Origin of the sequence: Brenneria tiliae (genome assembly GCF_023347575.1) — a bacterium.
In the GTDB taxonomy this organism is placed as follows: domain Bacteria; phylum Pseudomonadota; class Gammaproteobacteria; order Enterobacterales; family Enterobacteriaceae; genus Brenneria; species Brenneria corticis.
The window spans coordinates 40517-67324 of the sequence record NZ_JAKPCB010000084.1 but is presented as its reverse complement, the minus strand read 5'-3'; the positions used below and the strand labels follow the sequence as shown (position 1 = coordinate 67324).

General features: G+C 59.7%; 28 protein-coding genes and 2 tRNA genes. 11 read left to right on the top strand and 19 right to left on the bottom strand.

Annotated features, from left to right (window positions below; genetic code table 11):
- Nucleotides 1-254: 254 nt before the first annotated feature.
- The 4 genes from gsiD to gsiA all read right to left on the bottom strand — a co-directional run bounded on the left by gsiD (nucleotide 255) and on the right by gsiA (nucleotide 5670).
- A complete protein-coding gene (gene gsiD / locus MFP24_RS02005) occupies nucleotides 255-1160 on the bottom strand; it encodes a glutathione ABC transporter permease GsiD (RefSeq protein ID WP_249228879.1) in 906 nt (301 codons plus the stop codon).
- Nucleotides 1161-1169: 9 nt separating this feature from the next.
- Nucleotides 1170-2090 carry a glutathione ABC transporter permease GsiC gene (gsiC, locus tag MFP24_RS02000; protein ID WP_249228880.1) on the bottom strand — a complete coding sequence of 307 codons (921 nt, stop codon included), beginning with the start codon at nucleotides 2088-2090 and terminating at the stop codon, nucleotides 1170-1172.
- A 105-nt stretch (nucleotides 2091-2195) separates the two neighbouring features.
- A complete protein-coding gene (gene gsiB / locus MFP24_RS01995) occupies nucleotides 2196-3740 on the bottom strand; it encodes a glutathione ABC transporter substrate-binding protein GsiB (protein WP_249228881.1) in 1545 nt (514 codons plus the stop codon).
- Nucleotides 3741-3768: 28 nt separating this feature from the next.
- The gene (gene gsiA / locus MFP24_RS01990; protein WP_249228882.1) at nucleotides 3769-5670 is read right to left on the bottom strand and encodes a glutathione ABC transporter ATP-binding protein GsiA; all 1902 of its coding nucleotides are present in this window, start codon (nucleotides 5668-5670) and stop codon (nucleotides 3769-3771) included.
- Nucleotides 5671-6019: 349 nt separating this feature from the next.
- Between gsiA and moeA the strand changes: the two genes are divergently transcribed.
- The 3 genes from moeA to MFP24_RS01975 all read left to right on the top strand — a co-directional run bounded on the left by moeA (nucleotide 6020) and on the right by MFP24_RS01975 (nucleotide 8772).
- Nucleotides 6020-7255: a molybdopterin molybdotransferase MoeA gene (gene moeA, locus MFP24_RS01985; protein WP_249228883.1), complete on the top strand. Its 1236-nt coding sequence runs from the start codon at nucleotides 6020-6022 to the stop codon at nucleotides 7253-7255.
- Nucleotides 7256-7257: 2 nt separating this feature from the next.
- Entirely contained in the window at nucleotides 7258-8013 is a 756-nt protein-coding gene (gene moeB, locus MFP24_RS01980; RefSeq protein WP_249228884.1) for a molybdopterin-synthase adenylyltransferase MoeB, read from the top strand.
- 159 nt (nucleotides 8014-8172) lie between these two features.
- On the top strand, nucleotides 8173-8772 hold the full coding sequence (locus tag MFP24_RS01975; protein WP_249228885.1) for a nitroreductase family protein: 600 nt from the start codon (nucleotides 8173-8175) through the stop codon (nucleotides 8770-8772).
- A gap of 86 nt (nucleotides 8773-8858) precedes the next feature.
- On the opposite strand, the gene MFP24_RS01970 is transcribed toward MFP24_RS01975, so the two are convergent.
- The gene (locus MFP24_RS01970) at nucleotides 8859-9149 is read right to left on the bottom strand and encodes a hypothetical protein (RefSeq protein ID WP_249228886.1); all 291 of its coding nucleotides are present in this window, start codon (nucleotides 9147-9149) and stop codon (nucleotides 8859-8861) included.
- A gap of 19 nt (nucleotides 9150-9168) precedes the next feature.
- Nucleotides 9169-10086, bottom strand: a complete 918-nt coding sequence (locus MFP24_RS01965; protein ID WP_249228887.1) for a lipid kinase — start codon at nucleotides 10084-10086, stop codon at nucleotides 9169-9171.
- A gap of 264 nt (nucleotides 10087-10350) precedes the next feature.
- Here MFP24_RS01965 and MFP24_RS01960 point away from each other — a divergent pair, with 264 nt between their 5' ends.
- Nucleotides 10351-11835 carry a sensor domain-containing diguanylate cyclase gene (locus tag MFP24_RS01960; RefSeq protein WP_407061967.1) on the top strand — a complete coding sequence of 495 codons (1485 nt, stop codon included), beginning with the start codon at nucleotides 10351-10353 and terminating at the stop codon, nucleotides 11833-11835.
- Here the strand turns inward: MFP24_RS01960 and MFP24_RS01955 are convergent.
- A complete protein-coding gene (locus MFP24_RS01955; RefSeq protein ID WP_249228889.1) occupies nucleotides 11830-12741 on the bottom strand; it encodes an AEC family transporter in 912 nt (303 codons plus the stop codon). The genes MFP24_RS01960 and MFP24_RS01955 overlap by 6 nt on opposite strands.
- A gap of 378 nt (nucleotides 12742-13119) precedes the next feature.
- Nucleotides 13120-13287 carry a YqaE/Pmp3 family membrane protein gene (locus MFP24_RS01950; RefSeq protein ID WP_249228890.1) on the bottom strand — a complete coding sequence of 56 codons (168 nt, stop codon included), beginning with the start codon at nucleotides 13285-13287 and terminating at the stop codon, nucleotides 13120-13122.
- A gap of 255 nt (nucleotides 13288-13542) precedes the next feature.
- Here MFP24_RS01950 and MFP24_RS01945 point away from each other — a divergent pair, with 255 nt between their 5' ends.
- Nucleotides 13543-13998, top strand: coding sequence for a cupin domain-containing protein (locus MFP24_RS01945; RefSeq protein WP_249228891.1), 456 nt, complete (start codon nucleotides 13543-13545; stop codon nucleotides 13996-13998).
- A gap of 204 nt (nucleotides 13999-14202) precedes the next feature.
- Here the strand turns inward: MFP24_RS01945 and MFP24_RS01940 are convergent.
- Nucleotides 14203-14292: transfer RNA gene (locus tag MFP24_RS01940), tRNA-Ser, on the bottom strand.
- Nucleotides 14293-14385: 93 nt separating this feature from the next.
- Between MFP24_RS01940 and mtfA the strand changes: the two genes are divergently transcribed.
- From mtfA to MFP24_RS01925, 3 genes are all read left to right on the top strand, one after another.
- Entirely contained in the window at nucleotides 14386-15183 is a 798-nt protein-coding gene (gene mtfA / locus MFP24_RS01935) for a DgsA anti-repressor MtfA (protein WP_249228892.1), read from the top strand.
- A 108-nt stretch (nucleotides 15184-15291) separates the two neighbouring features.
- Nucleotides 15292-15367, top strand: a tRNA-Asn gene (locus MFP24_RS01930).
- Between the two features lie 308 nt (nucleotides 15368-15675).
- Nucleotides 15676-16065 (top strand): conjugal transfer protein TraG N-terminal domain-containing protein, encoded by a 390-nt coding sequence (locus MFP24_RS01925; RefSeq protein ID WP_438839182.1) that lies wholly within the window; start codon nucleotides 15676-15678, stop codon nucleotides 16063-16065.
- 7 nt (nucleotides 16066-16072) lie between these two features.
- On the opposite strand, the gene MFP24_RS01920 is transcribed toward MFP24_RS01925, so the two are convergent.
- The 7 genes from MFP24_RS01920 to MFP24_RS01885 form a co-directional block, all read right to left on the bottom strand.
- Nucleotides 16073-16363 carry a DUF3742 family protein gene (locus tag MFP24_RS01920; RefSeq protein WP_249228893.1) on the bottom strand — a complete coding sequence of 97 codons (291 nt, stop codon included), beginning with the start codon at nucleotides 16361-16363 and terminating at the stop codon, nucleotides 16073-16075.
- Nucleotides 16364-16436: 73 nt separating this feature from the next.
- A complete protein-coding gene (locus MFP24_RS01915) occupies nucleotides 16437-16853 on the bottom strand; it encodes a PIN domain-containing protein (protein WP_249228894.1) in 417 nt (138 codons plus the stop codon).
- Entirely contained in the window at nucleotides 16840-17076 is a 237-nt protein-coding gene (locus MFP24_RS01910; RefSeq protein WP_249228895.1) for an AbrB/MazE/SpoVT family DNA-binding domain-containing protein, read from the bottom strand. The genes MFP24_RS01915 and MFP24_RS01910 overlap by 14 nt, the downstream gene beginning before the upstream one ends.
- Before the next feature lie 313 nt (nucleotides 17077-17389).
- Nucleotides 17390-17815, bottom strand: a complete 426-nt coding sequence (locus MFP24_RS01900) for an MFS transporter (protein WP_249228896.1) — start codon at nucleotides 17813-17815, stop codon at nucleotides 17390-17392.
- On the bottom strand, nucleotides 17812-19035 hold the full coding sequence (locus MFP24_RS01895) for an MFS transporter (protein WP_249228897.1): 1224 nt from the start codon (nucleotides 19033-19035) through the stop codon (nucleotides 17812-17814). The genes MFP24_RS01900 and MFP24_RS01895 overlap by 4 nt, the downstream gene beginning before the upstream one ends.
- A complete protein-coding gene (locus MFP24_RS01890; protein ID WP_249228935.1) occupies nucleotides 19032-20075 on the bottom strand; it encodes a zinc-binding alcohol dehydrogenase family protein in 1044 nt (347 codons plus the stop codon). The genes MFP24_RS01895 and MFP24_RS01890 overlap by 4 nt, the downstream gene beginning before the upstream one ends.
- A gap of 20 nt (nucleotides 20076-20095) precedes the next feature.
- On the bottom strand, nucleotides 20096-21286 hold the full coding sequence (locus MFP24_RS01885) for a serine hydrolase domain-containing protein (protein ID WP_249228898.1): 1191 nt from the start codon (nucleotides 21284-21286) through the stop codon (nucleotides 20096-20098).
- A 122-nt stretch (nucleotides 21287-21408) separates the two neighbouring features.
- Between MFP24_RS01885 and MFP24_RS01880 the strand changes: the two genes are divergently transcribed.
- Nucleotides 21409-22338 (top strand): LysR family transcriptional regulator, encoded by a 930-nt coding sequence (locus MFP24_RS01880; protein ID WP_249228899.1) that lies wholly within the window; start codon nucleotides 21409-21411, stop codon nucleotides 22336-22338.
- A 29-nt stretch (nucleotides 22339-22367) separates the two neighbouring features.
- Here MFP24_RS01880 and MFP24_RS01875 read toward each other — a convergent pair whose 3' ends face one another.
- A complete protein-coding gene (locus MFP24_RS01875) occupies nucleotides 22368-23594 on the bottom strand; it encodes an MFS transporter (protein ID WP_249228900.1) in 1227 nt (408 codons plus the stop codon).
- A gap of 109 nt (nucleotides 23595-23703) precedes the next feature.
- Here MFP24_RS01875 and MFP24_RS01870 point away from each other — a divergent pair, with 109 nt between their 5' ends.
- A complete protein-coding gene (locus tag MFP24_RS01870; RefSeq protein WP_249228901.1) occupies nucleotides 23704-24618 on the top strand; it encodes a LysR family transcriptional regulator in 915 nt (304 codons plus the stop codon).
- A gap of 132 nt (nucleotides 24619-24750) precedes the next feature.
- On the opposite strand, the gene MFP24_RS01865 is transcribed toward MFP24_RS01870, so the two are convergent.
- Complete coding sequence (locus tag MFP24_RS01865; RefSeq protein WP_249228902.1) at nucleotides 24751-25449, bottom strand: FMN-dependent NADH-azoreductase; 699 nt, start codon at nucleotides 25447-25449, stop codon at nucleotides 24751-24753.
- A 115-nt stretch (nucleotides 25450-25564) separates the two neighbouring features.
- Here MFP24_RS01865 and MFP24_RS01860 point away from each other — a divergent pair, with 115 nt between their 5' ends.
- Entirely contained in the window at nucleotides 25565-26467 is a 903-nt protein-coding gene (locus MFP24_RS01860) for a LysR substrate-binding domain-containing protein (protein WP_249228903.1), read from the top strand.
- On the opposite strand, the gene MFP24_RS01855 is transcribed toward MFP24_RS01860, so the two are convergent.
- Nucleotides 26457-26768, bottom strand: a complete 312-nt coding sequence (locus tag MFP24_RS01855; RefSeq protein WP_438839183.1) for a DUF3363 domain-containing protein — start codon at nucleotides 26766-26768, stop codon at nucleotides 26457-26459. The two genes, MFP24_RS01860 and MFP24_RS01855, sit on opposite strands and share 11 nt — an antisense overlap.
- Nucleotides 26769-26808: the final 40 nt, after the last annotated feature.

Here is a 26808-nt window from a genome sequence, read left to right as displayed (position 1 = left end):
ATCTGCGAAACAGGCTCGGAAGGCCTCGGGAATGACTCAGCCTGTTTATCTCTCCCTCAGGCGTCCCTGAGGATCTTAATACATGCAGACAACAAGGTCTGCACGTATAAGGAATGACGGATTTGGAGTCGCTATTACCAATAGCTACTTTGTCAACGCTCTGAAAAACGCCAGGAGCGTTTTTCAACGTCGCATAAAAAACCCCGCGACAAGTCGCGGGGCTGCGGATGGTTGCTGCGGCTTACGCCGCGCTTTCAGCTTTTCAGCTTCGGATCCAGCGCATCGCGCAGTCCGTCGCCCAGCAGATTGAAGGCCAGCACCGTCAGGAAAATCGCCAGGCTGGGAAAAATCGCCACGTGCGGCGCGATCACCATATCGGAACGGGCCTCGTTAAGCATGGCGCCCCACTCCGGCGTGGGCGGCTGCGCCCCCAGTCCGAGGAACGACAGGCTGGCGGCGGTGATAATCGACATGCCGATGCGCATGGAAAAATAGACCACGATGGAAGAGACCGTGCCGGGCAGGATATGGCGGAAAACGATCGTCCAGTCGGACGCGCCGATGCTGCGCGCCGACTCGATATAGGTCTGCTGCTTCAGCACCAGCGTATTGCCCCTCACCAGACGCGCGAACGCGGGAATGCTGAAAATGGCCACCGCGACAATCACATTCGCCATCCCGCTGCCCATAATCGCCACCACGGCAATCGCCAACAGGATGCCGGGAAAGGCGAACAGCACATCGCAGATACGCATAATCACCCGGTCCCACCATCCCTCATAGTAGCCCGCCAGCAGGCCGAGCGAGGTGCCGATAAGCATTCCCACCCAAACGGAGAAAATGCCGGCGGCCAGCGAAATCCGCGCCCCCAGCAGAATACGGCTGAAAATATCCCGCCCCAGGGAGTCCACCCCGAGCCAGTGCGCCATGGACGGCCCTTCATTGAGCCGCTCATAGTCAAAGTAATTTTCCGCGTCATAGGGGATCAGGTAAGGCGCCAGCAGGGCAACGATAACCAGCAGCGTGACAAACACGCCGGCCAGCAGCGCCACATGCTGATGACGGAAACGCCGCCAGAATTCGCGCCACGGCGTACGGATTCGATTCTCCCCGACCGTCGGCAGAGCCGACATCTGCGCCTTACGTCGCCAATTTATCATTCCCTTTCCTTACTTATAGCGAATCGCCGGGTTAATCGCGGCATACAGCATATCCACCAGCAGGTTGATAAGAATAAATTCCAGAGAAAACAGCAGCACTTCCGCCTGAATCACCGGGTAGTCGCGCATTTCAACGGAATCCACCAACAGCCGCCCCAGCCCCGGCCAGTTAAATACCTTCTCAACCACTATCGAGCCGCCGAGCAGAAAGCCAAACTGCAACCCCATCATGGTGACGACGGGGATCAGCGCATTGCGTAAACCGTGCTTCACCACCACCAGCGATTCGCGCACGCCCTTGGCCCGGGCGGTGCGCATATAATCCTCCTGCATCACTTCAACGAAAGAGGCGCGGGTAAAACGGGCCATTACCGCGGCGACCGCCGCTCCCAGGGTGATGGAAGGCAAGATATAGTGCCGCCAGCTGTCCGCTCCGACGGTGGGCAGCCAGCCCAGTTCGACGGAAAATATCTGCATCAGCAGCATGCCGAGGGCGAACGCCGGAAAGGAAATGCCGGATACCGCCAGCGTCATGCCGATTCTGTCCGGCCAGCCGTTGCGCCATACCGCGGAAACCACCCCTATCGCCATGCCGAAAATAACCGCCCACGCCATACTGCTGACCGTCAGCCAGAAGGTGGGCATAAAGCGGGCGGCGATTTCTTCGGTTACCGGCCGTTTGGAAACGATCGAGGTGCCGAGATCGCCCCGCAACACATTGGTGAAAAAATGCCAGAACTGCTGCGGCAGCGGTTTGTCCAGCCCCAGATCCTGACGCACCATCTCTATCACCACGGCATCCGCTTCGCGCCCGGCGGCCAAACGCGCCGGATCGCCCGGCAGCAGATGAACAAACAGGAACACCAGCACCATCACAATCAATAAGGTGGGAATCAATCCCAGTAACCGTTTAATAAAATAATTCAGCATGGGCAGTTTTCCACATACATGTGACTGGTTCTCCGTTGAGTGGGATGGTTGCTGAAAATGGGGGACGGCCGATAGCGCGCCGTCCCGCTTTCCCTGCCGGCGGGCTTACTCCTGCAGATCAGCCTCTTCAAAACTGAAGGAGGTATCCGGCATCACATAAAACCCGCTCAGTTTCTTGCTGTTGGCGGAAACCAGCTTCTCGGTCGCCAGGAACACCCAGGGCGCGTCGGCCCAGATTTTGTCCTGCGCGTCTTTATACAGCTGCTGCTTTTGCGCCCGATCGGTGGTTTTCAGCGCGTTCGCCAGATCGGCATCAACCTGCGGATTGCTGTAAAACGCGGTGTTGAACAGCGCCGGCGGCCAGGACGAGGTGGCGAACAGCGGCGACAGCGCCCAGTCGGCTTCCCCGGTGGAGGCGGACCAGCCGGTATAGAACATCCGCACCCCGGTCTCTTTCACTCCTTTGCCTTCCACTTCGGCGGCGCGCTGACCCGCATCCATGGCGGTGACCTGAACCTTGATGCCCACCTGCGCCAGCTGCTGCTGGGTAAACTGCAGCACTTTCTGCGCGGTGCTGTGGTTATGCGACGACCACAGCGTGGTGGTGAAGCCATCCGGATAACCGGCTTCCTTCAGCAGCTCGCGCGCTTTTGCCGGATCGTAAGGCCAGGGCTGATACTTTACCGCGTAATCAATGCTTGGCGGCAGCGGCCCTTCCGCCGGGGTGGCGTAGCCGGAAAAGGCCACTTTAATCAACGCGTCCTTGTTGATGGCGTAATTAATCGCCTGCCGTACCTTGAGGTTATCAAACGGCTTCTGCGTGACGTTCAGACTGATATAGCGATGCAGAATAGAGGGCGAGGAAACCAGCGCCAGTTGGTCGTTTTTCTCCAGCACGGCGGCCTGCTCGAACGGGATCGGATACGCGAAGTGCGCCTCGCCGGTTTGCAGCAGCGCCGCCCGGGTGTTGTTATCCACTACCGGGCGCCAGGTAATGCTGTCCAGTTTCGGCAGCCCCGATTTCCAGTAGCCGGCAAACTTCTCGGCCTTGACGTAATCGGTCTGATTCCAGGTGACGAAACGGTATGGCCCGGTGCCCACCGGATGGAAACCGATCTCTTTGCCATACTGCCGCAGCGCCGCCGGAGAGATAATCACCGCCGCCGGGTGCGCCAGGTTATTGATAAAGGCGGAGAACGGCGTTTTCAGCGTAATCTTTACCGTCTGATCGTCAACCACTTCCGTTTTGTCGATCATTTTAAACAGGTTATAGCGCTTCAGGCGGTTTTCCGGATTGCTGGCGCGATCCAGATTCACCTTGACCGCCGCGGCGTTGAAATCGGTGCCGTCGTGAAACTTGACGCCGGAATGCAGCTTGATGGTATACACCAGGCCGTCCGGGCTGGTTTCATAGCTTTGCGCCAGCACATTGATCAGTTTTATATCCTTGTCGAAACCAAACAGCCCCTGATAGAACGACTTGGCGACGGTTTGCGATAACGAGTCGTTGGCGTCGTAAGGATCCAGCGTGGTGAAATTGGAGCCCACGGCGATAACCGCGTCCTTGGCCGCCCAGGCGGGCGCCGTCGCCATCGCCGCGGCGACGCCGGCGGCAAGTAACCAGCTACGCTTTAAAGTGATAACATTCATCGTGTTATGTTCTCCATAATATTCCCTGTCAATAAGCGCCGGCAATCGGATGATGAGCGACAAAATGCCGCTCGCCAACCTGAACCAGCGGCGCGGTGGTAGGTTCATCGCCTATTGCCCGGATCGGGCTCGGTACTTCGTCAACCAGTAAAACCTGCTCGCGGTGGCGGCGCGACGGATCGGCAACGGGCACCGCCGCCATCAGTTTGCGGGTATAGGGGTGCTGCGGATTCTCGAACACCGCGCTGCGCGGACCGATTTCCACAATCTGCCCCATATACATCACCGCCACCCGGTGGCTGATCCGCTCCACCACCGCCATATCATGCGAAATAAACAGAAAGGCGATGCCGAATTCGCGCTGTAGCTCCAGCATCAAATTGACGATTTGCGCCTGGATGGACACATCCAGCGCGGAAACCGCTTCATCGGCAATCACCACCTTCGGATTAAGCGCCAGCGCCCTGGCGATACAGATACGTTGACGCTGCCCGCCGGAAAACTCATGGGGATAACGTCGCGCGTGCTCAGGCTCCAGCCCGACCCGCGCCAGCAGCCAGGCCACCCGTTTCTCCGCCTCCTTACGGTTGCCGATGCCGTGCACCAATAGCGGCTCCATAATGGAAAAGCCGACCGTCAGACGGGGATCCAGCGAGGCGTAGGGATCCTGAAAAATAAACTGAATATCCCGGCGCAAATGCTGCAAGGTCGCGCCGCTCAGCTTATCAATCTGCCGCCCGTTAAAGGCGATCGTCCCGCTCCGGCTCTCCACCAGGCGCAGCAGCGACCGCCCGGTGGTGGACTTGCCGCAGCCCGACTCGCCCACCAGCGCCAGCGTTTCCCCGGGGTAGAGATCAAAGCTCACCTTTTCCACCGCGTGGACCTCGCGCGTTACCCGGTTCAGAATGCCGCTGCGCAGCGGGAAACGCGTCACCAGATTTTTCACCTGCAAAATCGGCGCCGCGCCGGCCGGAATGGTATTCTGCGGCTCGCCGTCGGCCAACGGCCGCGCGTCCTGGTTCAGCAACGGAAATTTTAGCGGAAACGGCTGTCCGCGCATCGATCCCAGCTTCGGCACCGCCGCCAGCAGCGCTTTGGTATAGCGATGGCGCGGCGCGCTGAAGATATCGACGGCGGCGCCGGCCTCGACGTTTTCACCGCGATACATCACCAGCACCCGGTCGGCAATCTCGGCCACCACGCCCATATCGTGGGTAATAAAGATCACCGCCATCGCCATTTCCTGCTGCAATACCCGGATAAGCTGCAGGATCTGCGCCTGAATGGTGACGTCCAGCGCCGTGGTCGGCTCATCGGCAATCAACAGCGACGGCTTGCAGGAAAGCGCCATGGCTATCATCACCCGCTGACGCATGCCGCCGGAGAGTTGATGCGGGTAGCGATCCAGCACATTGCGGGCTTCGGGGATCCTGACCAAATCCAGCATACGCAACGCTTCGCGGCGCGCGGCCTGGTGATCCATCCCCTGATGCAGACGAATGGACTCGGCAATCTGTTCACCCACCGGGAACACCGGATTCAGCGAGGTCATCGGCTCCTGAAAAATCATCGCCAGATCGGCGCCGCGCAGCTTACGCATCAGCGGCTGACGGGCGGTTTTCAAGTCCAGCACCTGGCCGTTACGCCGCCGAAACAGCATCTCGCCCTGAGAAATCACGCCCCCCGCCTGTTCGACAAGGCGCATCAACGCCAGCGAGGTCACCGACTTACCCGAGCCGGACTCGCCGACAATGGCCAGCGTTTCCCCGCGATCCACCGTAAAGCTTAAATCACGCACCGCATCGGTACGCTGGCTTTGTTGCTCGAAATAAACGCCCAGATCGCGTACCGCCAGCACCCGGCCATCCGGCAGAAAAAGCCCCGGCTCCGGGGAAAAAGGCGGCGCATGATGATGCCGTGTGTGTGTCATTAACGGTGAATCTCCATATAAAACGGGATGCTGGGATGTCGTGCCGTGCGGTTACGGCAACATAGCTGACGCGGTCATATCCCTGTAACCACATGACAATTTTTGACTATATTTAGCGCAAAACAGGATGTAAAGCGGAAACTGAAAGGCGGCTTTGATAAAAATGCTGGCAGAACATTACGTTAACCAGCATAAACCCCGCCTAGTCCGAACGTTTTCCCGGCCGCGTTTTTTACCCGCCGCGCCCTGAACTTGGCCCGCTCGCGTTCTCCCCCGCCGTAATCTCTGACATAATATTGGCATACGATAAGCGTTTTTGCCTGCGGGCATAGGCAATCATGGAGTACGGATGAAAAGCGCAAGCACAGATTTATTGACGCTCGAACAGGCTCGGGAACACATGCTTTCCCGGATTGATGCCATCGCGGAAACGGAAACCGTTTCGCTGTATGACGCGGCGGGGCGGATTACCGCCGGCGCCATCGCCTCCCCGATAGACGTTCCGCCGTTTGCCAATTCCGCGATGGATGGCTACGCCGTCCGCCGCGCGGATTTATCATCCGCCACTCCGCTCCCGGTGGCCGGCAAAGCCTTTGCCGGCGCGCCTTTTAGCGGCGTATGGCCGGCCGGAAGCTGCATCCGCATTATGACCGGCGCCCCGCTCCCCGCCGGCGCCGATGCCGTGGTCATGCAGGAGCACGCCGAGGCGGACGACGCGGGCGTGCGCTTTACTCAGCCGGTGAAAGCGGGACAGAATATTCGCCTGGCGGGAGAAGATATCCGCGCCGGCGCCGTGGTGCTGACGGCCGGCGTCAAGCTGGGCGTGGCGCAGCTGCCCCTGCTGGCGTCATTGGGGATTGCCCGGGTAGAGGTGGTCCGCCGCCTGAAAGTCGCCGTCTTTTCAACCGGCGATGAGCTCCAGCCCGTCGGCCAGCCGCTGCAGGACGGGCAGATTTACGATACCAACCGCTTTGCCGTGCGCCTGATGCTGGAGCAGTTCGGCTGCGAGGTCCAGGATTTGGGGATCGTCCGCGACGATCCGACCGCGCTGCGCGACGCCTTCCACCGGGCGGACATCGACGCCGACCTGGCGATCAGCAGCGGCGGCGTTTCCGTCGGCGAGGCGGATTACACCAAACGGATGCTGGAGGAGCTGGGCGACATCCATTTCTGGAAGCTGGCCATCAAGCCCGGCAAGCCCTTCGCCTTCGGCAAACTGCAACATGCCTGGTTCTGCGGCCTGCCGGGCAACCCGGTTTCCGCCGCCTTGACCTTTTATCAGCTGGTCCAGCCGCTGTTGGCCCGTTTGTCGGGGTATACCCAGTGGCGCCTGCCGACCCGGATTCGGGTGAAAACCACCAGCGCGCTGAAAAAAACGGTGGGACGCACCGATTTTCAGCGCGGCATTTTCAGCCGTAACCCCCAGGGCGAGCTGGAGGTCGCCACCACCGGCCATCAGGGGTCGCACGTCTTCAGCTCCTTTAGCCTCGCCAACTGTTTTATCGTGCTGGAGGCGGAACGGGGCCATGTCGCCGCCGGCGAATGGGTGGAGATCGAACCTTTTAACGCGCTGTTGGGAAATTGATTATGCTGCCGGAACTCAGCCGCCAGGAGGAGCTGCGTTATAATCGCCAGATTATGCTGCGCGGCTTCGATTTCGACGGGCAGGAAAAATTGAAAGCCGCGCGTCTGCTGATTGTCGGACTCGGCGGACTGGGCTGCGCCGCCGCGCAATATCTGGCGGCGGCGGGCATCGGGCATCTGACGCTGCTGGACTTCGACCAGGTATCGCTCTCCAATCTGCAGCGCCAGGTATTGCACCGCGATGACCGCATCGGCATGCCCAAAGTTGACTCGGCGCGCATCGCCCTGGCGGAAATCAATCCGCATCTGTCGCTCGAGACCGTCAACGCCAACCTGGATGATGCGGCGTTAAGCGCGCTGGTGGAAAAACACCAGGCGATCGTCGATTGCACCGACAATGTCGCTATCCGCGATCGTCTTAACCGTATTGGCTTTCAGCTGAAAAAACCGCTGATTTCCGGCGCCGCCATTCGCATGGAAGGACAAATCAGCGTATTTACCTACCGGCCGGATGAGCCCTGCTATCGCTGCCTCAGCCGGCTGTTTGGCGAAAACGCGCTGACCTGCGCGGAAGCGGGCGTGATGTCCCCGCTGGTCGGCGCCATCGGCAGTTTGCAGGCGCTGGAGGCCATCAAGCTGCTGACGGGGTACGGTCAGGTCATTAGCGGCCGGCTGTTGATTTTCGATGCCATGACGCTGCAATTCCGCGAAATAAAGCTGCCGAAGCATCCCTCCTGTCCGGTCTGTAACGGCGGATAATATCCCCGCCGACGCGCGGCCGGCCGCCCGCGCCGTTTATGACAAATTCACCCATCAATAGTAAATATAAATATACAAATCAACACACTATTGTATTGAATGCGCCCTATATCAGTGCCACAGTACTGAACCGGGCAATCATGCAAAGAGAAACAGACTATGAGCAACGCTTTTCTGCAGTCTATCAAGAACCGCCGTTCCATCTATGCCATCGGCAATACCTTGCCGATAGCGGAGGATCAGGTGGTATCACTGATTACCGAGACCGTCAGGCATACCCCTTCCTCCTTTAACTCGCAAAGCTCCCGCGTGGTTATTCTGTTTGGCGAACAACACCAAAAACTGTGGGACATCGTTGAACGGCAGTTGCAAAAAATCGTGCCTGAAGAGGCGTTCGCGTCCACGGCCAAAAAGATCGCCTCTTTTGCCGCCGGCGCCGGAACGGTGCTGCTGTTTGAAGACACCAGGGTGATTGAGGAATTACAGCGGAAATTCGCCCTGTACGCGGAGAACTTCCCGGTCTGGTCGGAACACTCGACGGCGATTACCCAGTTTGCCGTATGGTCCGCGCTGGCGCAGGAAAACATCGGCGCCTCGTTGCAGCACTACAATCCGCTGATTGATGATGATGTGAAAAAACAGTGGCAGCTGCCGGAAAGCTGGAAATTGCGCGCCCAACTGCCGTTTGGTTCGATTGAACAGCCCGCGGGTGAAAAAAGTTACATCCCGGATGAAGAACGCTTTCGTATTTTTAAATAGCGACAACCTTATTAATCGGCGATATTCAGGCCGGCCCGGCGGCCGACCTGAAAATTTCAACGCCTTGATTGATCCATTATTCGCCGTCAGACCTGTTTATTAACTTTATTAAACGGCGCGCCGCAGGTCGGCGCCGCTTCGCTAATAATCTGTTTAATATCGGACGTTCCCGTCCAAACCGACAGAATGGTTGTGGTGGTCCACCACAGATCCGACTGCGCCTTCTCCACAATTTTCGGCGTATCGGCTTTTAAACATGACAATACCTGCCGAGCCGTTTCTTGCGATATATTCGCGGATTCCGCATAGCGGTTTAATTCGCTTTCAATTGGTTCAAACAGAAAGAAAGCCAGTATGGCGGAAATAATTGTTTGCATCGTCATCACTTATATAAGTTTAATTAGCCGCCGTTTTTTGCGGTGAAAATACGCGAATAGCGCGCGCTCTAAGGGTAAATGTCGCCGGCGTTTTACCAATCAGCTCGCCGTCGGCATTAATATCATGCGGTTTTGCGGTATGCAACGTTAAACGGGTCGCGGAAAAAGCCCGTACTTTTCGCCAGCGTCCGTGGGTTCCCCGGCGCAAAAAGGGCGCCAGCGCGATGATTTCCCACCAGTGGGAAACCTCCAGACTATAGACGTCAAGCCGGCCGTCGTCCGGGGCCGCCGTCTGCTCCACCGTCATGCCGCCGCCGTAAAATCGGCCGTTGCCCACGGAAACCTGAACGGTTCTAACCCGCTCCCTGACGCCATCGTGTTCAATTTCAGCCCTGAACGGCCGACTTTGCTTGAGTAATTTAAACGCGGCCAGCGCATATCCCAGCGTTCCCCAGCGCTTTTTAGACTCGGCGGACAATCCGCGCGCCAGCGCCGCCGAAAAACCGATGCTGGAGACGTTAAAAAACAGATGACCGTTAACCTCCCCCAGATCGATGGTTCTTAAATATCCGTCGGCAATAATCTGTACCGCCTGTTTTAAATCCCTGGGAATATCCAGGGTGCGGGCAAAATCATTCGCCGTGCCTAACGGCAACACCCCCAATGGCAGCCCGGTATCAACCAGCGCCTGAGCCGCGGCGTTGAGCGTGCCGTCGCCGCCGCCGATAATAACAAAGTCCACATCATCGGCATGGGCGCGAATAATATCGCCGCTGGTGCCTGAATCCTGCGCGCCGGGTTCAATCACCGCGATACCATGCGCCTGTAATAATTGGTTCACATACGACGTTGATGAATCACCATTTCTTGCTTTTTGATTAATAAATAAAAGTGCTGTTGGGCGACCCTGCTTATTTTTACGTTGTTCTATTATCATTACCAACCCGACTTAATTACCGTTTTTACCGCTAATTGATAACATCATTTCAGCGGCATTCACAAGTTACATTTAACAACACCACAATAAAATACCAATCATTACATTTCCGCCCGGCGAGGGCGCTTTTTTATTGATGTTTCCCGGTATGCCTGCTTAACTTCCATAAGGAAATTTACTGGCGATCATCAGGGTCAACGAGGGTTTTCCGTCTGCCTCTGGTTAGTCGATTACACGGGGAACGCTGCGTTGCTGACAGGATTGATGACAAATTCACTCTGGCTGAATAAACCACGGGCAATTGTGTTATTTGCCATCATGCTGCTCACCGCATTTCTGATTATTAGCTGGACCAGCTATGAAGTGGCAAAAAAATCGCTGGAGGCCGACATCAAAGAAAACACCCTGCCCCTGACCAGCGATAACGTCTACTCCGAAATCCAGCAAGACCTGCTGAAACCCATCTTTATCTCATCGCTGATGGCTCACGATACCTTTGTGCGCGACTGGGTGCTCAATAATGAAAACGACCCGCAGGCGATGATTCGCTATCTGAAAGAGATCGACCGCCGCTTCGACACCTTATTTTCCTTTTTTGCCTCCGAGAAAACCAGGCGCTTCTACGACCCCCTGCGCATTCAGCGCATTATCTCGCCGCAATCCCCCGAGGATCAGTGGTATTTTCAGGCCAAAGCCCTGTCGGACGACGTGCCCTACTTCACCGATATCCGCGTCGATCCCGAAGACCGCTCGCATATGGACATCTTTATCAACCACAAGGTTATGGATTATGAAGGCAATTTCCTTGGCGTTACCGGCATCGGCATTCCCGTCGAGCGGGTAAAACAGCTTATCGAAAAATACCAGCAGCGCTATAACCGGACGATCTATTTTGTCGATAAAACCGGTAACGTAACCTTGCATGGCAAAAGCTACGACCGACCGTTGAAGATCCAGCAACAGCCGGGGCTGTCGGCGTTTGCCACCGCCATTCTCACGGTGCCCGGCGGCGCTTATGAATACCAGTCACAGGGCAACAAAGTATTTCTTAATACCCGGCTGCTGCCCGAGTTTGACTGGTACCTGATGATAGAGCAAAACAGTCACCCGGGTGAGCGACGGCTTTTCGCCACGCTGATGAAAAATCTTAGCGTCAGCGTCGTCGTCAGCATCCTGTTTTTATTCCTGCTGTGGGTGACCATTGGCGGCTATCAGCGCCGTTTGGAGCAAATGGCGACCACGGATAAGCTGACCGGCATGATGAACCGTCAGGCTTTCGATTATTTCTTTAAGCGTCTGTACGCCAAACAGTCGGTTCAACATAAGCCCCTATCCATCCTGCTGATTGATCTTGATAATTTCAAACAGATCAACGATCGCTACGGGCACGGCGTGGGGGATTTGGTGTTGCAAAAAATAGCCCGGCTGCTTCAGCAGTCAATACGCCATAGCGATCGAGCATGCCGCTGGGGGGGCGAAGAATTCGTGGTCCTGCTGGATAACTGCAATATCGACAATGCGCTGCAACGCGCGGAAACGCTGCGCCGCGAGGTTGAAATAACGGCGGTGCCGTATCGCGACGAGGTCATTCATATCACTATCAGCTGCGGCGTAGCGCAATGCCGGCAGGATGAAACGCTGGATACGCTGATCAACCGGGCGGATATCGCGTTGTATCAGGCCAAGCAGCAAGGACGTAACCGGGTGGTCAAATCCGGCAACGCCGCCGACGGGTCGCCGTCCTTATGACTGCATCAGCGTCAACAACGTCGTCATGATGGTAATACTGATGATGACCGATAAGGAGTTGGCAAAGCTGGAGACCGACGCGTACATCACGCTGAATCTCGAGGTAAACAGAGGCGCCAGCGACGATACCGGCGAAAACACCGCCACCGCAAGCACCTGACGGATTTCCAGCGGCAGCGGCGTATAATAATAAAACGCGACGGCAAACAGGGTGGCTGCGCTATAGCGCAGCAACAGCACCTTGGCGACGTTCGCCAGCGCCGCCCGGTTAATATTGATTTCCAGCATCATGCCGATAATCAACATGGCAAGAAACGGGTTGGCGTTGCCGATGGTCGAGGTAATCAAGGTAATCTGGCTGGGAAGGTACAGATCAAACAGCGCGGCGATCAACAGCAGCATATAGACATCAAAGGGGATGGAGGAAAATAGCCGCTTAAAGGTATTTTTCAGGCCGGCGCTGCGCCCCGTAGCATGGGATGCCGCAACGTAGCTGCCGCCGGTACAGATAACGGAATTCCCGGCATCGAACAGACAGGTGGCGACGATGCCCACCGGCCCGAGAAAACTCTGGACGTAGGGCAAGGTAAAACAGCCGATGTTGTAGCCCGGCGAATTGATCATATAGAAGGCTTTCTTCTCATCCGGGCCTTTGCGGGCAATCCAATACCCCGCCCCCATCAGTAAAAGATTACACCCCAGCCCCAGCGCCACCAGAATCAGCAATGAATGATCGACCTTGAAGCTGGCGAACCCGGTGATCACCGCCGCCGGCAAGGTGATATTCATCATGATTTTCGACAGCGCCAGGCTATCGGAACGTTGCAATACGCCACGCTGCTTCAGCCAGTATCCGATAATAATAACAAAAACAAACGAGAAGGCTTTTATCAGCACATCAACCATCTTGATTCCCCGAACGCGACAAAGCTCGCTGCTGCATCCGCATTTTTAATTAATAGAATGGCAAGGCGCGGATACCTGTACATACTGCATATCTTGTTTTAGCGCACAACAGGCCGCTCGCCACCAGCGATAAAGACCCAAATCGATGATGAAACAGACGGTTTTAAGGCGTTGGCGACACGGATATGCGGTAGCAGCAATAGGCGATCAGAATAACATTTCTGGCTGCATACTGAACAGCATCATGGGAGGAATCTCTGGCGGGAATACGGCAAAAAACGGACGACGCCAATGGCGTCGTCCGTTCGAGATAATGCATCGTGCTATGTTATTTATCGTGCAAACCCGCGCGGTTACCGGATTCGGCGCGGCGCTTGCTCAAATACCGTCGGTTTTCGCCTGCACCCAAAAGGCGTGAATCAACCCCGGGAAATATCCCAGCAATGTCAGAATGATATTCAGGATAAATGCCCAGCCGATGCCTTTCCCCAACAGCACGCCCAGCGGCGGCAGAATAATAGTAAAAACGATGCGCCAAAAACCCATATCAACCTCCGTAATCTGATGATTGACTATGAAATTAGTACATAGGGCGCAATCTGACAAATTTACCCGGCGATAAAGGGTTGAATTTACTCGCGGCAGCGGCGCCGATTGAAGTAATCGGCGCAACCACCTGGCCCGCCGTCGCAGGATAGGCGTAGTATCCCGCACCGTGCGGCACGCGTTGCAACGCCTTCGTACAATACGGGCTTAAACAGATAGTGGTTAACTAACAACACATCACAGGGACTGCAGTTAATGAAAAAAGCAAAATTACTTCTTTTGGCGCTGGCCGGTTTATCCGTATCCATGGCCGGATACGGTGCGTCGTCAGCGGCGACAGAAAGCGCCGACGCGCGCATACCGGCAATCAAGCTAATCAATACGCCGGACAACCACTCGGCCTTTTTAACCGGAAGTATTCCGGCGTTGGAAAAGATCCCGGCGCAAAAATTCTGGATCAGCAACTCCACGGAAGATTGGGAGAAAAACGTTCATCCGGCGCCAAGAAAACAGTACGTCATCACGCTGAAAGGCACGCTGAAATTTAAAGTCAGCGACGGCGCCACATTTATCATTGCCCCTGGAACCGTGCTTCTTGCCGAAGATCTCCAGGGAGAAGGACACAGCTGGGAAATCATTGACGGCAACGAATGGGTACGAGCATACGTCCCTATCGTAGATGACAACGATTACTTTACTGCCGGAAAGTAACCACGCCTGCGCGGCAAGCCCCGATCACCGGGCTTGCTGATGATCATATCATCGCCTGGTACTCTGCCAAAACGCGCGCCGCGGCGCAGTTTTCCGTGTTACGCAGCCGGCTATTGCGGCATATTTGCAACGGGGATAACGGGGAGGCGATATATCAAGTGTGATGGATGTCGTAGACGTACAATGGGCTAACTGTTTGAATAGTGGCGGAGAGAGAGGGATTTGAACCCTCGGAGGGATTGCTCCCTCAACGGTTTTCGAGACCGTCCCGTTCAGCCGCTCCGGCATCTCTCCATTTAAGCGGTTGCTATAATGCCCGCTTTTGCGGCATTTTAACAGCACTAGCTCTTGTCTTTAAACTCAAGTGATGACTTTGCGAGCAACAGCATGATTAAGTGGCCGTGGAAAACAAATGAACTTCAGGCGGAACCGCCCGACCTCTGGCTGCCGGCAATCTCTATTCCGCTACTGGCGCCTTTGAACGACGCGGAGCGGCAGCGGCTGATTAATATCGCCGGCCAGTTGCTGAGGCAAAAACGCCTTATTCCCTTACAGGAACTGTCGTTAACGGAAATCATGCAGCAGCGCATCGCATTACTATTTGCTTTGCCGGTGCTGGAACTGGGCCTTGAATGCCTGAACGGCTTCCATGAAGTACTGATTTATCCCGGTCCCTTTATTGTCGATGACGAATGGCAAGACGATATCGGCCTGGTGCATACCGGCCAGATTGTCCAGTCGGGGCAGAGCTGGGACCAAGGGCCGATCGTCCTTAACTGGCAGGAAGTACAGGATTCATTCGACCTGTCCGGGTTTAATCTGGTTATTCATGAAGTGGCGCACAAGCTGGATATACGCAGCGGCGGCATCGCCACCGGCGTTCCACCAATCGCGCTGCGCGATATCGCCCTATGGGAACAGCATTTACACGCCGCGATGGAAGCGCTGCAGGAAGAAATTGATTTGGTGGGCGAAGCCGCGGCCAGCATGGATCCCTATGCCGCCCAGGACCCCGCCGAATGCTTTGCGGTACTTTCCGAATATTTCTTCAGCGCGCCGGAACTACTGGCTGAACGATTCCCGGCGTTATACCAATGTTTTACCGGGTTCTACCGTCAGGATCCGCTGAGCCGTCTCAAAGCATGGCAAAACAGTACCAACTACCGGGCGCCCGCGATTTATTAACCGGCGATAAATAAGAATTGTACAGGGTCTAAACAGTCGGACCACAACGCCGATTTTGCCGTTGACAGCACCGCAGACGCCGGATATGATGCGCCCCGTTCACACGATTCCCCCGTAGTTCAGTCGGTAGAACGGCGGACTGTTAATCCGTATGTCACTGGTTCGAGTCCAGTCGGGGGAGCCAATTCTTGTTCTGCGGATGTCTACTGACGTCCACAGGTCATTGAAAGATGGATAAAAATCATCTTTCCACGTTCCAACGACTTCCACTGAAATCCACCTGTATCCGATACTTTTAAGTCCATTATTAAGTCCATCGGAAAGAGGGAGGATTGCATTCGCATTGTTGCTATTAGCCCTGTGCAATTGGAAACCAGAATCCAGCTCTGACTTGTAATCAGGAGCGACGATTATGGCACTTTCCGATACCACCGTACGGCGGGCTAAAGCCACCGGTAAAGCCTATACCCTTTCCGATGATGCATCCCGCTCGTGCTGACTCTTGCCACCTACGATCTGAAAGCTTTTGTCACTGTCAGTTGCGTGCTCTTCGCCCTGTACTTCGTCGAATTTTGGTTCGAACTCGCGCGATGGGTGGATTCCACGATCCTCGATGCGCTGTATAGTCCTGCCGGATTCGGGAGCGATCGCCCTCATGCCAACTTCGACCCACTGATTGGGATCAACAATACTTTCGGCGACATGCTATTGAACTTCGTGATGGCGACGATGTTTATCGTACTTCCGTCCTTTTGGGTGGCAGCTTTAGCTTGGGCGGGATTTCGAATTGGTGGAATAGCCCAAAGTTTAGGCATGGGTACCAAAGAAGGCAAGGATAGGGGTGGAGCAGCCGTCAACAAGGTTACAAATAAGGTCTTGTAGGATTAGGCTAATACCGAACCATCTCAATCTTCGTCATCAGGATCATGCGGATCAACGCGTTGACCACTTGAGGAATGACGAGTAATACGGCCAACCAGAATCCCACGTAGTAAAGCAGAAGACCGAGGACAAACAGCCTGAAGCACCACGGCACTACCCTCGCAATGCCTGCCGGGACATTCCGCTTGATCAGCCAGGCAACAAAACGTTGCTCCTCTCCTACCCAATTTCGCCAGACTTGGCCCACATACTGGCCAATCCTGTGGGCACGGCTTTCAGAGTGCGAATCTTTTGCCATCTGCTTCACTCCTATCCCGAGTCGGCCTTTGCTGTAGCCGCACACAACATATCAGCGGCGGGATGAAGGCAACTCAGATTCTAACGAACGGATTCCTGATGGTGAGACTGTCTTCCAGGATCTGGCCGTGGTTCATGTCCTCACTGTACAGCGTCTGGCACCCGGCCACTGCGGCCGCGGCAACGATGCACGCATCATAGAACGACAACAGGTGCCGTTCGGCAATGTAGCGCGCCCGGTCATGCACCTCCACCGTCAGCGGCACCACATCGCAGAAGTTGCGAACCAGATCGAGAAAACTCCCGATATCCTGCCAGCTCATCGCCAGTTTACGACGACACACGGCGGCCACCTCGTTGAGAACCTGGACACTGATCACAGGGTTCGTCTTCAACAATGCCTCAGCGCCGTCGGCTTTGGCGGCATCATCGGACAACAGGTACAGCACAACGTTGCTGTCCAGGAAAGGCCGCAATTTACCCACGCTCATTGGCGTCGTCCCTGCTGAACTTGAAGTCCGCCGGCAGCTTGCCACGATAGCCGCGTAGCCGCTCCAGCAGTTCATCCGCGCCAGGCTTCTTCCTGACTGCAAACGTACGCGGGTCGTCTACCACGATCTCGATGTCATCGCCTTCTTGCAACTCCAAGGCTTCGACCAAACTTGCCGGCAATCGGATCGCCAAACTGTTGCCCCACTTTGATACCTGCATCATCGCCCCCTAAAGATATACATTATTTTATTGTATATCCATTTATTCAAGCCTGCAATCCTCTCGGATTCATCCATAAGCGCACCTAGTTCTTGTTTCTGCATCCTGATAGCGCGCAACAGCGGCGATTGTTCGATGTGCAGTTCTTCGGCTACGGCCTGGAAGCAGCGCAGGTGGCGCAGCGCCAAGCGTTCCCCCTCCCTCGTCCTCCTGTAACCCAGGCCGTTCCGTCAACGGCCGCATCGCCGCTCAACCCCGACCAGCGGGCTGGGCGGTCGCGTGGTATCCGCAGTGTGCTTTGCCAGCGCAGCGTCGTTCATGCGGCCTCGCTTGCCCACCAGGGTTTCCTGGCCAGCACCGTAGAAACCGCCAACGCCGCAAACAGCCAGCCGCTCCAAACCGTTCCCTGCATCCCTGCCGCGTCGATGAAGCCGCCGCCGACCGCCGCCCCCAGCACCACGCCGAAGCTGGGCGCCCAGGCCGACAGCAGGCTGCACAGGCTGAAGACCAGCAGCGAGGCGGCCAGCACCTTGCGCCGGTCGAAGCGCGACAGCCACAGCACCATGGCCGGCCCGCAGACCACGACCACGCCCGCGAACAGCGCCACCAGCCACCCGGCCAGCGCGACCGTGATGCCGTAACGCTCGACGACGGCCGGCAGGATGCCGACCACGCCGAACTCGACCGCATACAGGCCGAACAGGCCCAGTGCGATGAAGAACAATGGCCGGGTGCCGTTCATGGCCGCGCCCCGGTCCGTCGATCGGACATCGCCGGGCACGCGCCGGCCGCCAGCGCCGGGGCGGGAAAGCCATGCCGCCCGGCGGCCCACACCACCACCAGCGTTGCCGCCAGCAACCCCAGCAAGGCCGGTGCGAAGGCGTCGACGCCCAGGCGTTCGAGCAGCACGCCCCCGACGATGCCGCCGCCGGCAATCGCCGTGTTCCAGGCGGTGACCAGCATGGACTGCGCGACATCCGCGGCGTCTCCTGCCGTTTTGGCCAGTGCCGTCTGGAACAACGTCGCCGAACCGCCGAAGGCCAGGCCCCAGGCGGCCACCGCCGCATACACCACGCCGGGCGCATCGCCCGCCACGCCGAGTGTCAGCGCAGCCAGGCCGAACACGAACGTACTGGCAAGCGTCAGCACGCGTAGGTAGCGGTCGATCAGCACGCCAACGATCCAGATGCCCAGCAGGGATGAGACGCCGAACACCAGCAGCACCAGATCCGTCCGTTCGGCCATGCCCGCCGCCGCCAGGAACGGTGCGATGTAGGTATAAAGGATGTTGTGCGCCAGCACGAAGGCCAGCACCACGAACAGCACCGGCCGCACGCCGGGTACCGTGAACACCTGCCCCAGCGAAAAGCGCTTGCCCGTGGCCTGGCCGGCGAAGTCCGGCAACTTGATGCGCGCCCACACCATTAGCACCAGCGCCAGTGCGCTCATGATGCCGAAGCAAGTCCGCCACCCGACCAGATTGCCGAGGAAGGTGCCGGCCGGCACGCCCAGCGACAGCGCCAATGGCGTGCCGACCATCGCAATGGCTATGGCGCGCCCCTTTTGGTGCTCCGGCACCATGCGCGCGGCATAGCCCGCCAGCAGCGCCCACAGCAGCCCGGCCGACACGCCCGCGAGGAAGCGGGCCACCATCGTCAGGAGATAGCTGCCGGAGAACGTGGTCACAGTATTGGCGACGACGAAGCCCGCGATAGCCGCCAGCAGCAGCGGGCGCCGCCGCACGCCCTGCGTGGCGGCGGTCAGCGGGATGGCCGCCAGCAGCGAACCGATGGCGTAGATCGTGACGGTCTGGCCGACCCAGGCCTCGGACACCGCCAGGCCCTGCGCCATCTGCGGCAGCAGACCGGCCGGCAGCGCCTCGGTCAGGATAGTGATGAAGGCCGCCATGGCCAGCGCCAGCAGCGAGACCAGTGGCAGGCGGTCGTGGGCAGTGGCGCTCATCGTCCAGCCTCCCGCGCGGGTTGTGCCGTGTCGTCCACTGAACGTGCCACGACCACCTTGCCGGCGACGCCGCCGCCTTCCACCAGCCGATGGGCTTCGATCAGGCGGGTTGCGTCCAACGGATGGAGCACGTGGCTGACGGTCGAGCGCAGCACGCCCGCGTCCACCAGCGCGGCCACTTCGTCGAGGATGCGGTGCTGCGCGATCATGTCCGGCGTGCGGTACAGCGGACGGGTGAACACCATCTCCCAATGCAGCGACACGCTCTTGGCCTTGAAAGGCGCTGCGTCCAAGGTGTCGTGATCGTCGATGATCGCCAGCCGACCCTGCGGCGCGATCAGTTCGGCCAGATGGTCGGCGGTATGCGACAGCGCGGCGATGTGGGTGACGAGCGGCACCGGCAGCGCGCCGACCTGTGCCGGCAGTGGCAGCCGGTGGTCGATGACATGGTGGGCACCCAGGGCGAGGCACCAGTCGCGGCTTGGCGCGCGCGAGGCGGTGGCAACCACCGTCAGGCCGGTCAGGCTCCGGGCGAGTTGGATCAGCATGGAGCCGACCCCGCCAGCGCCGCCCAGAACCAACAGGCTACCGGCATCAGCCGGCTTGCCGGGTGCCACGCCTAGGCGGTCGAACAGCAGTTGCCAGGCCGTCAGCGCGGTCAGCGGCAGCGCCGCCGCTTCGGCGAAGCTCAGAGTACGGGGCATGTGGCCGACGATGCGCTCGTCCACCAGGTGGAACTGTGCATTACTCCCGGTGCGATCGAAGGAGCCAGCGTAGTAGACCTTCTGACCCGGTTGGAACAGCGTGACCGTTTGGCCGACGGCTTCGACGATTCCCGCCGCATCCCAGCCCAGCAAGCGGACGCCATCGGGCACTGCGACCGAACCCGCCCGGATCTTGGTGTCCACCGGATTGACCGAGACGGCATGAACCGCGACGCGCAAGTCGTGCGGCCCCGGCTCGGGACGCTCGGTTTCGATATCGGTCAGGCAGTCGAGATCGTCCAGCGTGGCACCGCGGCGAAACGCAATGGCCGCCATGTGTGCGGGTAGCGTCTTCATCACCGCACCTCCAGCGCGCCATAGACGGCATCGCGCAGGTCGGTGACGAAGCGGCCGGACATGCCTTCGTACAGCGTGTTGGTGAAGGCCACGACGCTCAGGCCCTGCGCGCGATCTACGAACCAGGAATGGCCATAGGCGCCGCCCCAGCGCCAGGTGGCTGCCGATTCCGGCGACGCGGCCAGCCGAGGGTCGCGCAGTACTGAGAAGCCCAGGCCAAAACCGAAGCCCGGTGCGGCGGCCAACTCAAGGCCACCGGTCTGGTCGCGTCCCATTTCCTCGACCAGTTCGCCGGGCAGCAACGCGCCGCCACCCTGGCGCAGGATTTCCAGCAGGCGCAGGAAATCCCCGGCCGTGCCGGCCATGCCGGCGCCACCCGACGGGTAGGCCTGCGCATCGAAGATGCGGGCCGGGCTGTAGGCGATGCCGACGGCGCCCTCGAAGGCCGAGACAATCTCACCCTCGGCCAGTTGATGCGGCTGCGGTGTGCCGTTCACATAGGCGGTGGCCACGCGCTCTGGCTCGCGCGCGACGAAACCGGTATCCACCATGTGTAGCGGGCCGGTCACCAGTTGGCGCACCGCGAAGTCCAGCGGCGCGCCATGCACCCGTTCGATCAAGGCACCCAGCACGTCGGTTGCCAGTGAATACCCCCAGGCGGTGCCCGGCTCGTACAGCAGCGACACGCTGGCGAGGCGGCGCAGGTTCTCGGCCAGGGAGATGCCGGATGCATCCATGCCATCCGAGACGCCGGCCCGCGCATAGGGAGCGTCTGTGTCAGCCTCGAAGAAGCGGTAGCCCAGCCCCGCCGTATGGCTGAGCAATTGCCGCGTCGTGATGCGCGCCTCGCGGCCATCGACCAACCGGGGCCGGAACCCGGGCAGCCAGCGCTCGATGCCCGCCTCCAGGTCGAGCCGCCCCTGCCCCACCAGCGCCAGCGCCGCCGTGGAGACGATGGGCTTGCTCACCGAAGCCAGCCGGAAGACCGTCTGCAGGGCCATCGGCCGTGCGCTTTCGCGGTCGGCGAAGCCGGCGGCCTGCTGGTGGATCAGTTCGCCATCGCGGGCGACCAGGACGACGGCACCGACCAGTCGCTGGTCGTCCAGTGCCTGCTGCACGGCGACCTGGATACGTGCGGACAGGTGCGCGGGCGGAACACCCTGGCGCAGGGGAAATTGCAGACTCGTCACGGCAAATACCTCGATTCAATAGGCAATGCCTTGACGATATAAATATCTCGATTAAAGAAAAAGTAGGCTACAGTTCCTTGATGTGCGGAACAAAATGTCCGCAATTGTGAGAGGAGCGGATTATGGACAGCCTGAATGGCTTCTTGGTGTTCGTACAGGTCGCCGAGACGCGCAGCTTCGTCGCCGCCGGCCGGCTGCTGGGTGTGTCGGCCTCGGCCGTCGGCAAAAGCGTGGCGCGGCTGGAAGAGAAGCTGGGGGTACGCCTGTTCCACCGCAGCACGCGCAGCGTCACGTTGACCGCCGAGGGCACGCTGTTCCTGGAGCGCAGCCGCCGCATCCTGGCCGAGATCGAGGCGGCGGAACTGGAGCTGTCGCAAGCCACCGCCGCACCGCGCGGTCGCCTGCGGGTGAGCCTGCCGCTGGTCAGCTCGCTGGTGCTGCCGGTACTCGGCGAGTTCATGCGCGAGTACCCCGAGATCGAGCTGGACCTGGACTTCACGGACCGGATGGTCGATGTGGTCGAGGAAGGCTTCGATGCCGTGGTGCGTACGGGCGAACCGGCCGACTCGCGCCTGTCGGCCCGTCGTCTGGGCACCTTCCAGATGCGGCTGGTGGCCTCGCCGGATTATCTGGCCCGCCGAGGCACGCCCGTGGCGCCCGCCGATCTGCGCCAGCACACCTGCCTGCACTATCGCTTTCCCAACAGCGGCAAGCTGGAGACCTGGGCGCTGCGGCAAATGCCCGGCGAGCCCGAATTGCAACTGCCCACCTCGATGATCTGCAACAACATCGAGACGCGCGTATGTTTTGCATTGCAGGGACTGGGGATCGCCTATCTGCCGGACTTCGCCATCCGCGAGCCATTGGCCGACGGCCGGCTTCACCCCATCCTCGCTGACCATGTAGAGCGCGCCGGCGTCTTCCATGTGCTGTGGCCGGCGAGCAAGCACCCCTCGCCGAAAGTGCGGGCGTTGGTGGACTTCCTGTGCGCACGGGTGTTTCCGGCTACGCTGAGCAAGCCCCCCAGACCCAGAGGTCAGCGCAGTCGATAACGCGGGGTGGCCCACGCCGCCTCCTTGGCTCACCGAGCTCGAACATCGTTCGAGGTCACTGAGCCTGCACCTGCCTCTCTTTGATCCAGCCAACCGCTCCACACCGTCAGCAGCAGGCCAATGCCGACCATGATCGCGCCGACCCACGGCGTTGCACCCAGCCCCAACCGGGATTCCGCCACCAACCCGCCGATGACAGCGCCAAGCGCAATGCCGGCATTCGCCGCCGACACGTTGATGGTCGAGGCGATGTCCACGTTGCCGGGCCGATGGCGCTGGGCAAGCTGCACGACGTACAGCGCCAGGCCCGGCACGTTGCAGAACATCAGCGCGCCTAGCACGCCCAGCGTCAGGATCGAGCCGAATATGGACGACGCGGTGAAGGTGAAGATCAGCAGCACCGCCGCCTGCGCGCCAAGCATCAGCGCCAGCGCCGGCACCACCTTCTTGTCGGAGACGCGCCCGCCAAGAAAATTGCCGACGATCACCGAGACACCGTAGAGGGCCAGCATCCACGCCACGCCGTTCGGGCCGAAGCCGGTGATGTCGGCCAGGATGCTGGGCAGATAGGCGAAGGCGACGAAGGTGCCGCCCCAGGCACAGAAGTTCATGCCGAACGCGATCAGCAGGCGTCCGCTGCCCAGCACCTTGACCTGTTCGATGAGGCTGCCGGCCGGCGCGATGTCGATCTTGCGCGGCAAGGTGGCCGCCATCGCCAGCAACGACACCAGACCGATGGCTGCGACAAACCAGTAGGCCATCGGCCAACCCAGGCGCTGGCCGATGGCGGTCGCAATCGGTACGCCGGCCGCGACCGCGATCGTCAGGCCGCCGAACACGATCGCCACCGCCGAGGCCCGCCGGTCTTCCCCCACGAGGCTCGCAGCGATCGCTGCGCCGACACCGAAGAAGATGCCATGCGGCAACGCGGAGACGATGCGCGCGACGATGAGGAATTCGTAGCTCGCGCTCAATGCGGCGGCGGCATTGGCCAGGACGAACAAGGTCATGACCGCCAGCATCAGCGTCTTGCGCGACAGGTTTCCCGTCAGCGCCGCGAGGATCGGCGATCCGAAGCTGACGCCCAGCGCATAGCCGCTGACGACCAGCCCGGCGCGCGCCAGGTTGACGCCGAAGTCGTCGGCTATCTGCGGCAGCACGCCGACGCTCGCGTACTCGGTGGTGCCGACGGCGAAGCCACCGACCATCATGGACAACAAAGCGGGCAAGGTGCCGCGCTGGGTGGAAACAGCCATCACGAACTCCGTAATAGATGAATTGAATCTATTCTTTCGGAGTGTAGAGAGAACAGCTATGATGAAATAGATGCTTCAGTTCAATTCACTATTGAAATGGATTCCTTGAATGTCTAGGCAAAACATCAATCGCGCCTTCGAGATGGAAGTGTTCATCGCGGTGGTCGCCGCCGAAGGCCTCACTGCGGCCGCCGAACCGTTGGGTATGACGGCCTCGGCCGTCAGCAAGCTCATCAATCGGTTGGAAACGCGCCTGGGGACGAAGCTGCTGCATCGCACCACGCGCAAGCTGCAACTCACGCCCGAAGGCAGCGCCTTCCATGAACGCTGCCTGCGCATCCTCGACGACATCGACTGCGCCGAGCACGAGGCCGCACAGGTGGGATCGCCGCGCGGGCGCGTACGGATCAATAGCCATGTGGCCTTCGGCGTCCATTACCTGCTGCCACGCCTGTCGGAATTTCTGCAACGCTACCCGGACGTTCAACTGGACGTGACGCTGAGCGACGTCGTGGTCGATCTGCTGGACGACCGCAGCGACGTCGCCATCCGCACCGGACCGCTGCCGGATTCGCGCCTGACCCAGCGCCGACTCGGCGCCAGCGGCCTGGTGGTGGTGGCCTCGCCGGACTACCTGCGCCGCGCCAGCACTCCTGAACGGCCCGAAGACCTGCACCAGCACCGGCGCCTGGGCTTCAACTACGCCCGGCATGTGGATGCCTGGCCCTTCATCGGCGGGGATGGCGCGCACATCGCCATCGCACCGTCGGGCGACCTGCGCCTGGGCGATGGCGAGAGCATGCGCCAGATGGCGCTGGCCGGGGTCGGTGTCGCCCGGCTGGCGCGTTACCACGTCGGAGCCGATCTTGCCTCTGGCAGGCTGGTGCCCTTGCTGGAAAAGCACGACTGCGGCGCAGTGGAAGACATCCATGCAGTGTTCGTCGGCCCAGGCCGCCATGTGCCGGCGAGGGTCAGGGTGCTGCTCGATTTCCTGGCCGAACGGGTGGCGCAGGATTTGGCTTGAGGCAATAGTCGGTTTTGACCGCTGCGACGTGGGCTCTTCCCTGTCAACGGCGATCTGGTCGTCACCGTGCGCCAATCATCCCGCGCATTTGCGATCGGCTGCCGACCTATGCCTTCCGCATCGCCAAATGCCTCAATCCATCTGGCTGGTCGGCGAGGCCACTCGGCTTGCCAGCAGCGACACCAGTCCGTCCACCGCAGCTTCGGCCTGCTGGATCGAATCGGCCAACCGCTGGTCGGCGAACTCGTCGTACTCGATGGCCACGCCGTGCACATCGGTCACGCCGATGTAGGCGAAGGCGGTGCGCACGGACGCTTCCACATGGTTGCACCCCGCCAGGCGCTGGCCTGCGTCGTATCCGTAATCCCCGCGCGAGGAAAGAATCACCAGGCGCTTACCGGCATTGGCCAGCAGCGGCCAGTACGGCTCGCCGCTGCGGCTTCGATCAAACCCGAAAGTCCGTCCCACGCGCACGATGTTGTCGATCCAGGCCTTGAACTGTGCCGGCGGGGCGAAGTTGTACATCGGCACGCCGGCGACGATGAGATCGGCATGCAGCAGTTCATCCACCAGCGTGTCGCTAGGCTGCAGCGCCTCTCGCATCCAGTCCTCGCGCTCGGATTCCGGCGTGAACGCGGCATGGATCCAGCGACCGGTGACGGGCGGCGGGGGCTCCTGGCCCACATCCCGGTAGATCACCTGTGTTTCGGGGTGTTGTGCCGTCCATTGCCGGACGAAACGGGCCGTCAGTCGGCGTGTGTGCGAGCCGTGGGGTGTCGCGTCGGAACCGCCTGGGCGGGCGCTGGCGTCGATGTGCAAAAGCGTGGTCATGCTGGTAATGCTCCTGATGGATGAAGTAAAATCACTCACACAAAGTTTCACCCGAGAAGAAAGCCCAAACAAACGATAATTTATCAGCCAATAGATGATATGGAATCATTCATAGATGACGACGCGCCTTCCCTCGCTCAGCGCATTGCGTGCCTTTGAGGCGGCAGCGCGACTGAGCAGTTTCAAGAAGGCTGCCGAGGAACTGGCCGTCACGGCCACCGCCATCAGCCACCGCATTCGCGTGCTGGAGGAAGACCTCGGACGCCCCTTGTTCGTGCGCAAGGTCCGCGCGGTCGAACTGACGCCGGATGGGCAGACCTTGCATGCGGCGGTCAGCAGCGGTTTCCAGGCCATCGCCATGGCGATCGAGCAGGTGCGCCGACCTCGCCGTGCGTCGGTAACGCTGTCGGCGACGCCGGCCTTCGCCACCAAATGGCTGGTGCCGAGGCTGGCCACGTTCCAGACCGTATATCCCGACATCGACCTGCACGTGCATGCGTCCAACGCGCCCGTCGATCTGAACGCTGGCACAGCGGACCTGGCGATCCGGTACGGCCACGGCCATTACCCGGGCCTCACCGCCACCTTGTTGCTGGAGGATCGTTTCGCCCCTGTCGCCAGTCCGACCATGCGGGCCGCGATACGCCAGGAGGCATCGCAATGGCCGCTGATCCATTTCGACTGGCATCGTCCCCTCCCCATGGATCTCACCTGGGCGGCCTGGATGCGCGAGAGCGGCCACCCGCCCTCCGACCTGTCCACCGGCATCCGCTATTCCGAGGAAAGCCACGCCATCCAGGCGGCTGTTGCAAGCCAGGGCATGGCCTTGCTCAGCCTTGTTCTGGTTGAGGAAGAACTACGTATGGGATTGCTGGAAATCGTGGCCGAACCGGTGCTCAAGGGCATGTCGTACCACGTCCTCAAGCCCGGCCGGCGGTCTGTATCCGACGCGGTGCTGGCCGTGGAAGACTGGCTGGTGCGCTCAGCCGAGACAACGCACTTCAACATCAGTCCATAGCCGGACCACGCTGCCGCCCAATCTCCCACGAGACTCCACCGTCGCGCACCGTGGCGGCGAGTTGCTGACCTAGCCACTGGTCGATCACCGGCCGCCACGGCACAAGCGAAAACCCCATACTGTCATCGAGCATCGCGTAACGCCCGCTGGCGAGCATGACGGAGCGCCGGTAGATGCCCGCCACGCGCTGCCCGTCTGCAGTGGGGCGGTGCTCCAGGCCGGTGTCGGCGGCAATGTCTTTCGCGCCCTGAGCCAGTTCCCGGTTGCGCAGCGTCCCCAGCAGGTTTCGGGCGAGGATCACGCGCTGCACGATGCCGGCCCGGCGCAGGGCTTCCAGGCGG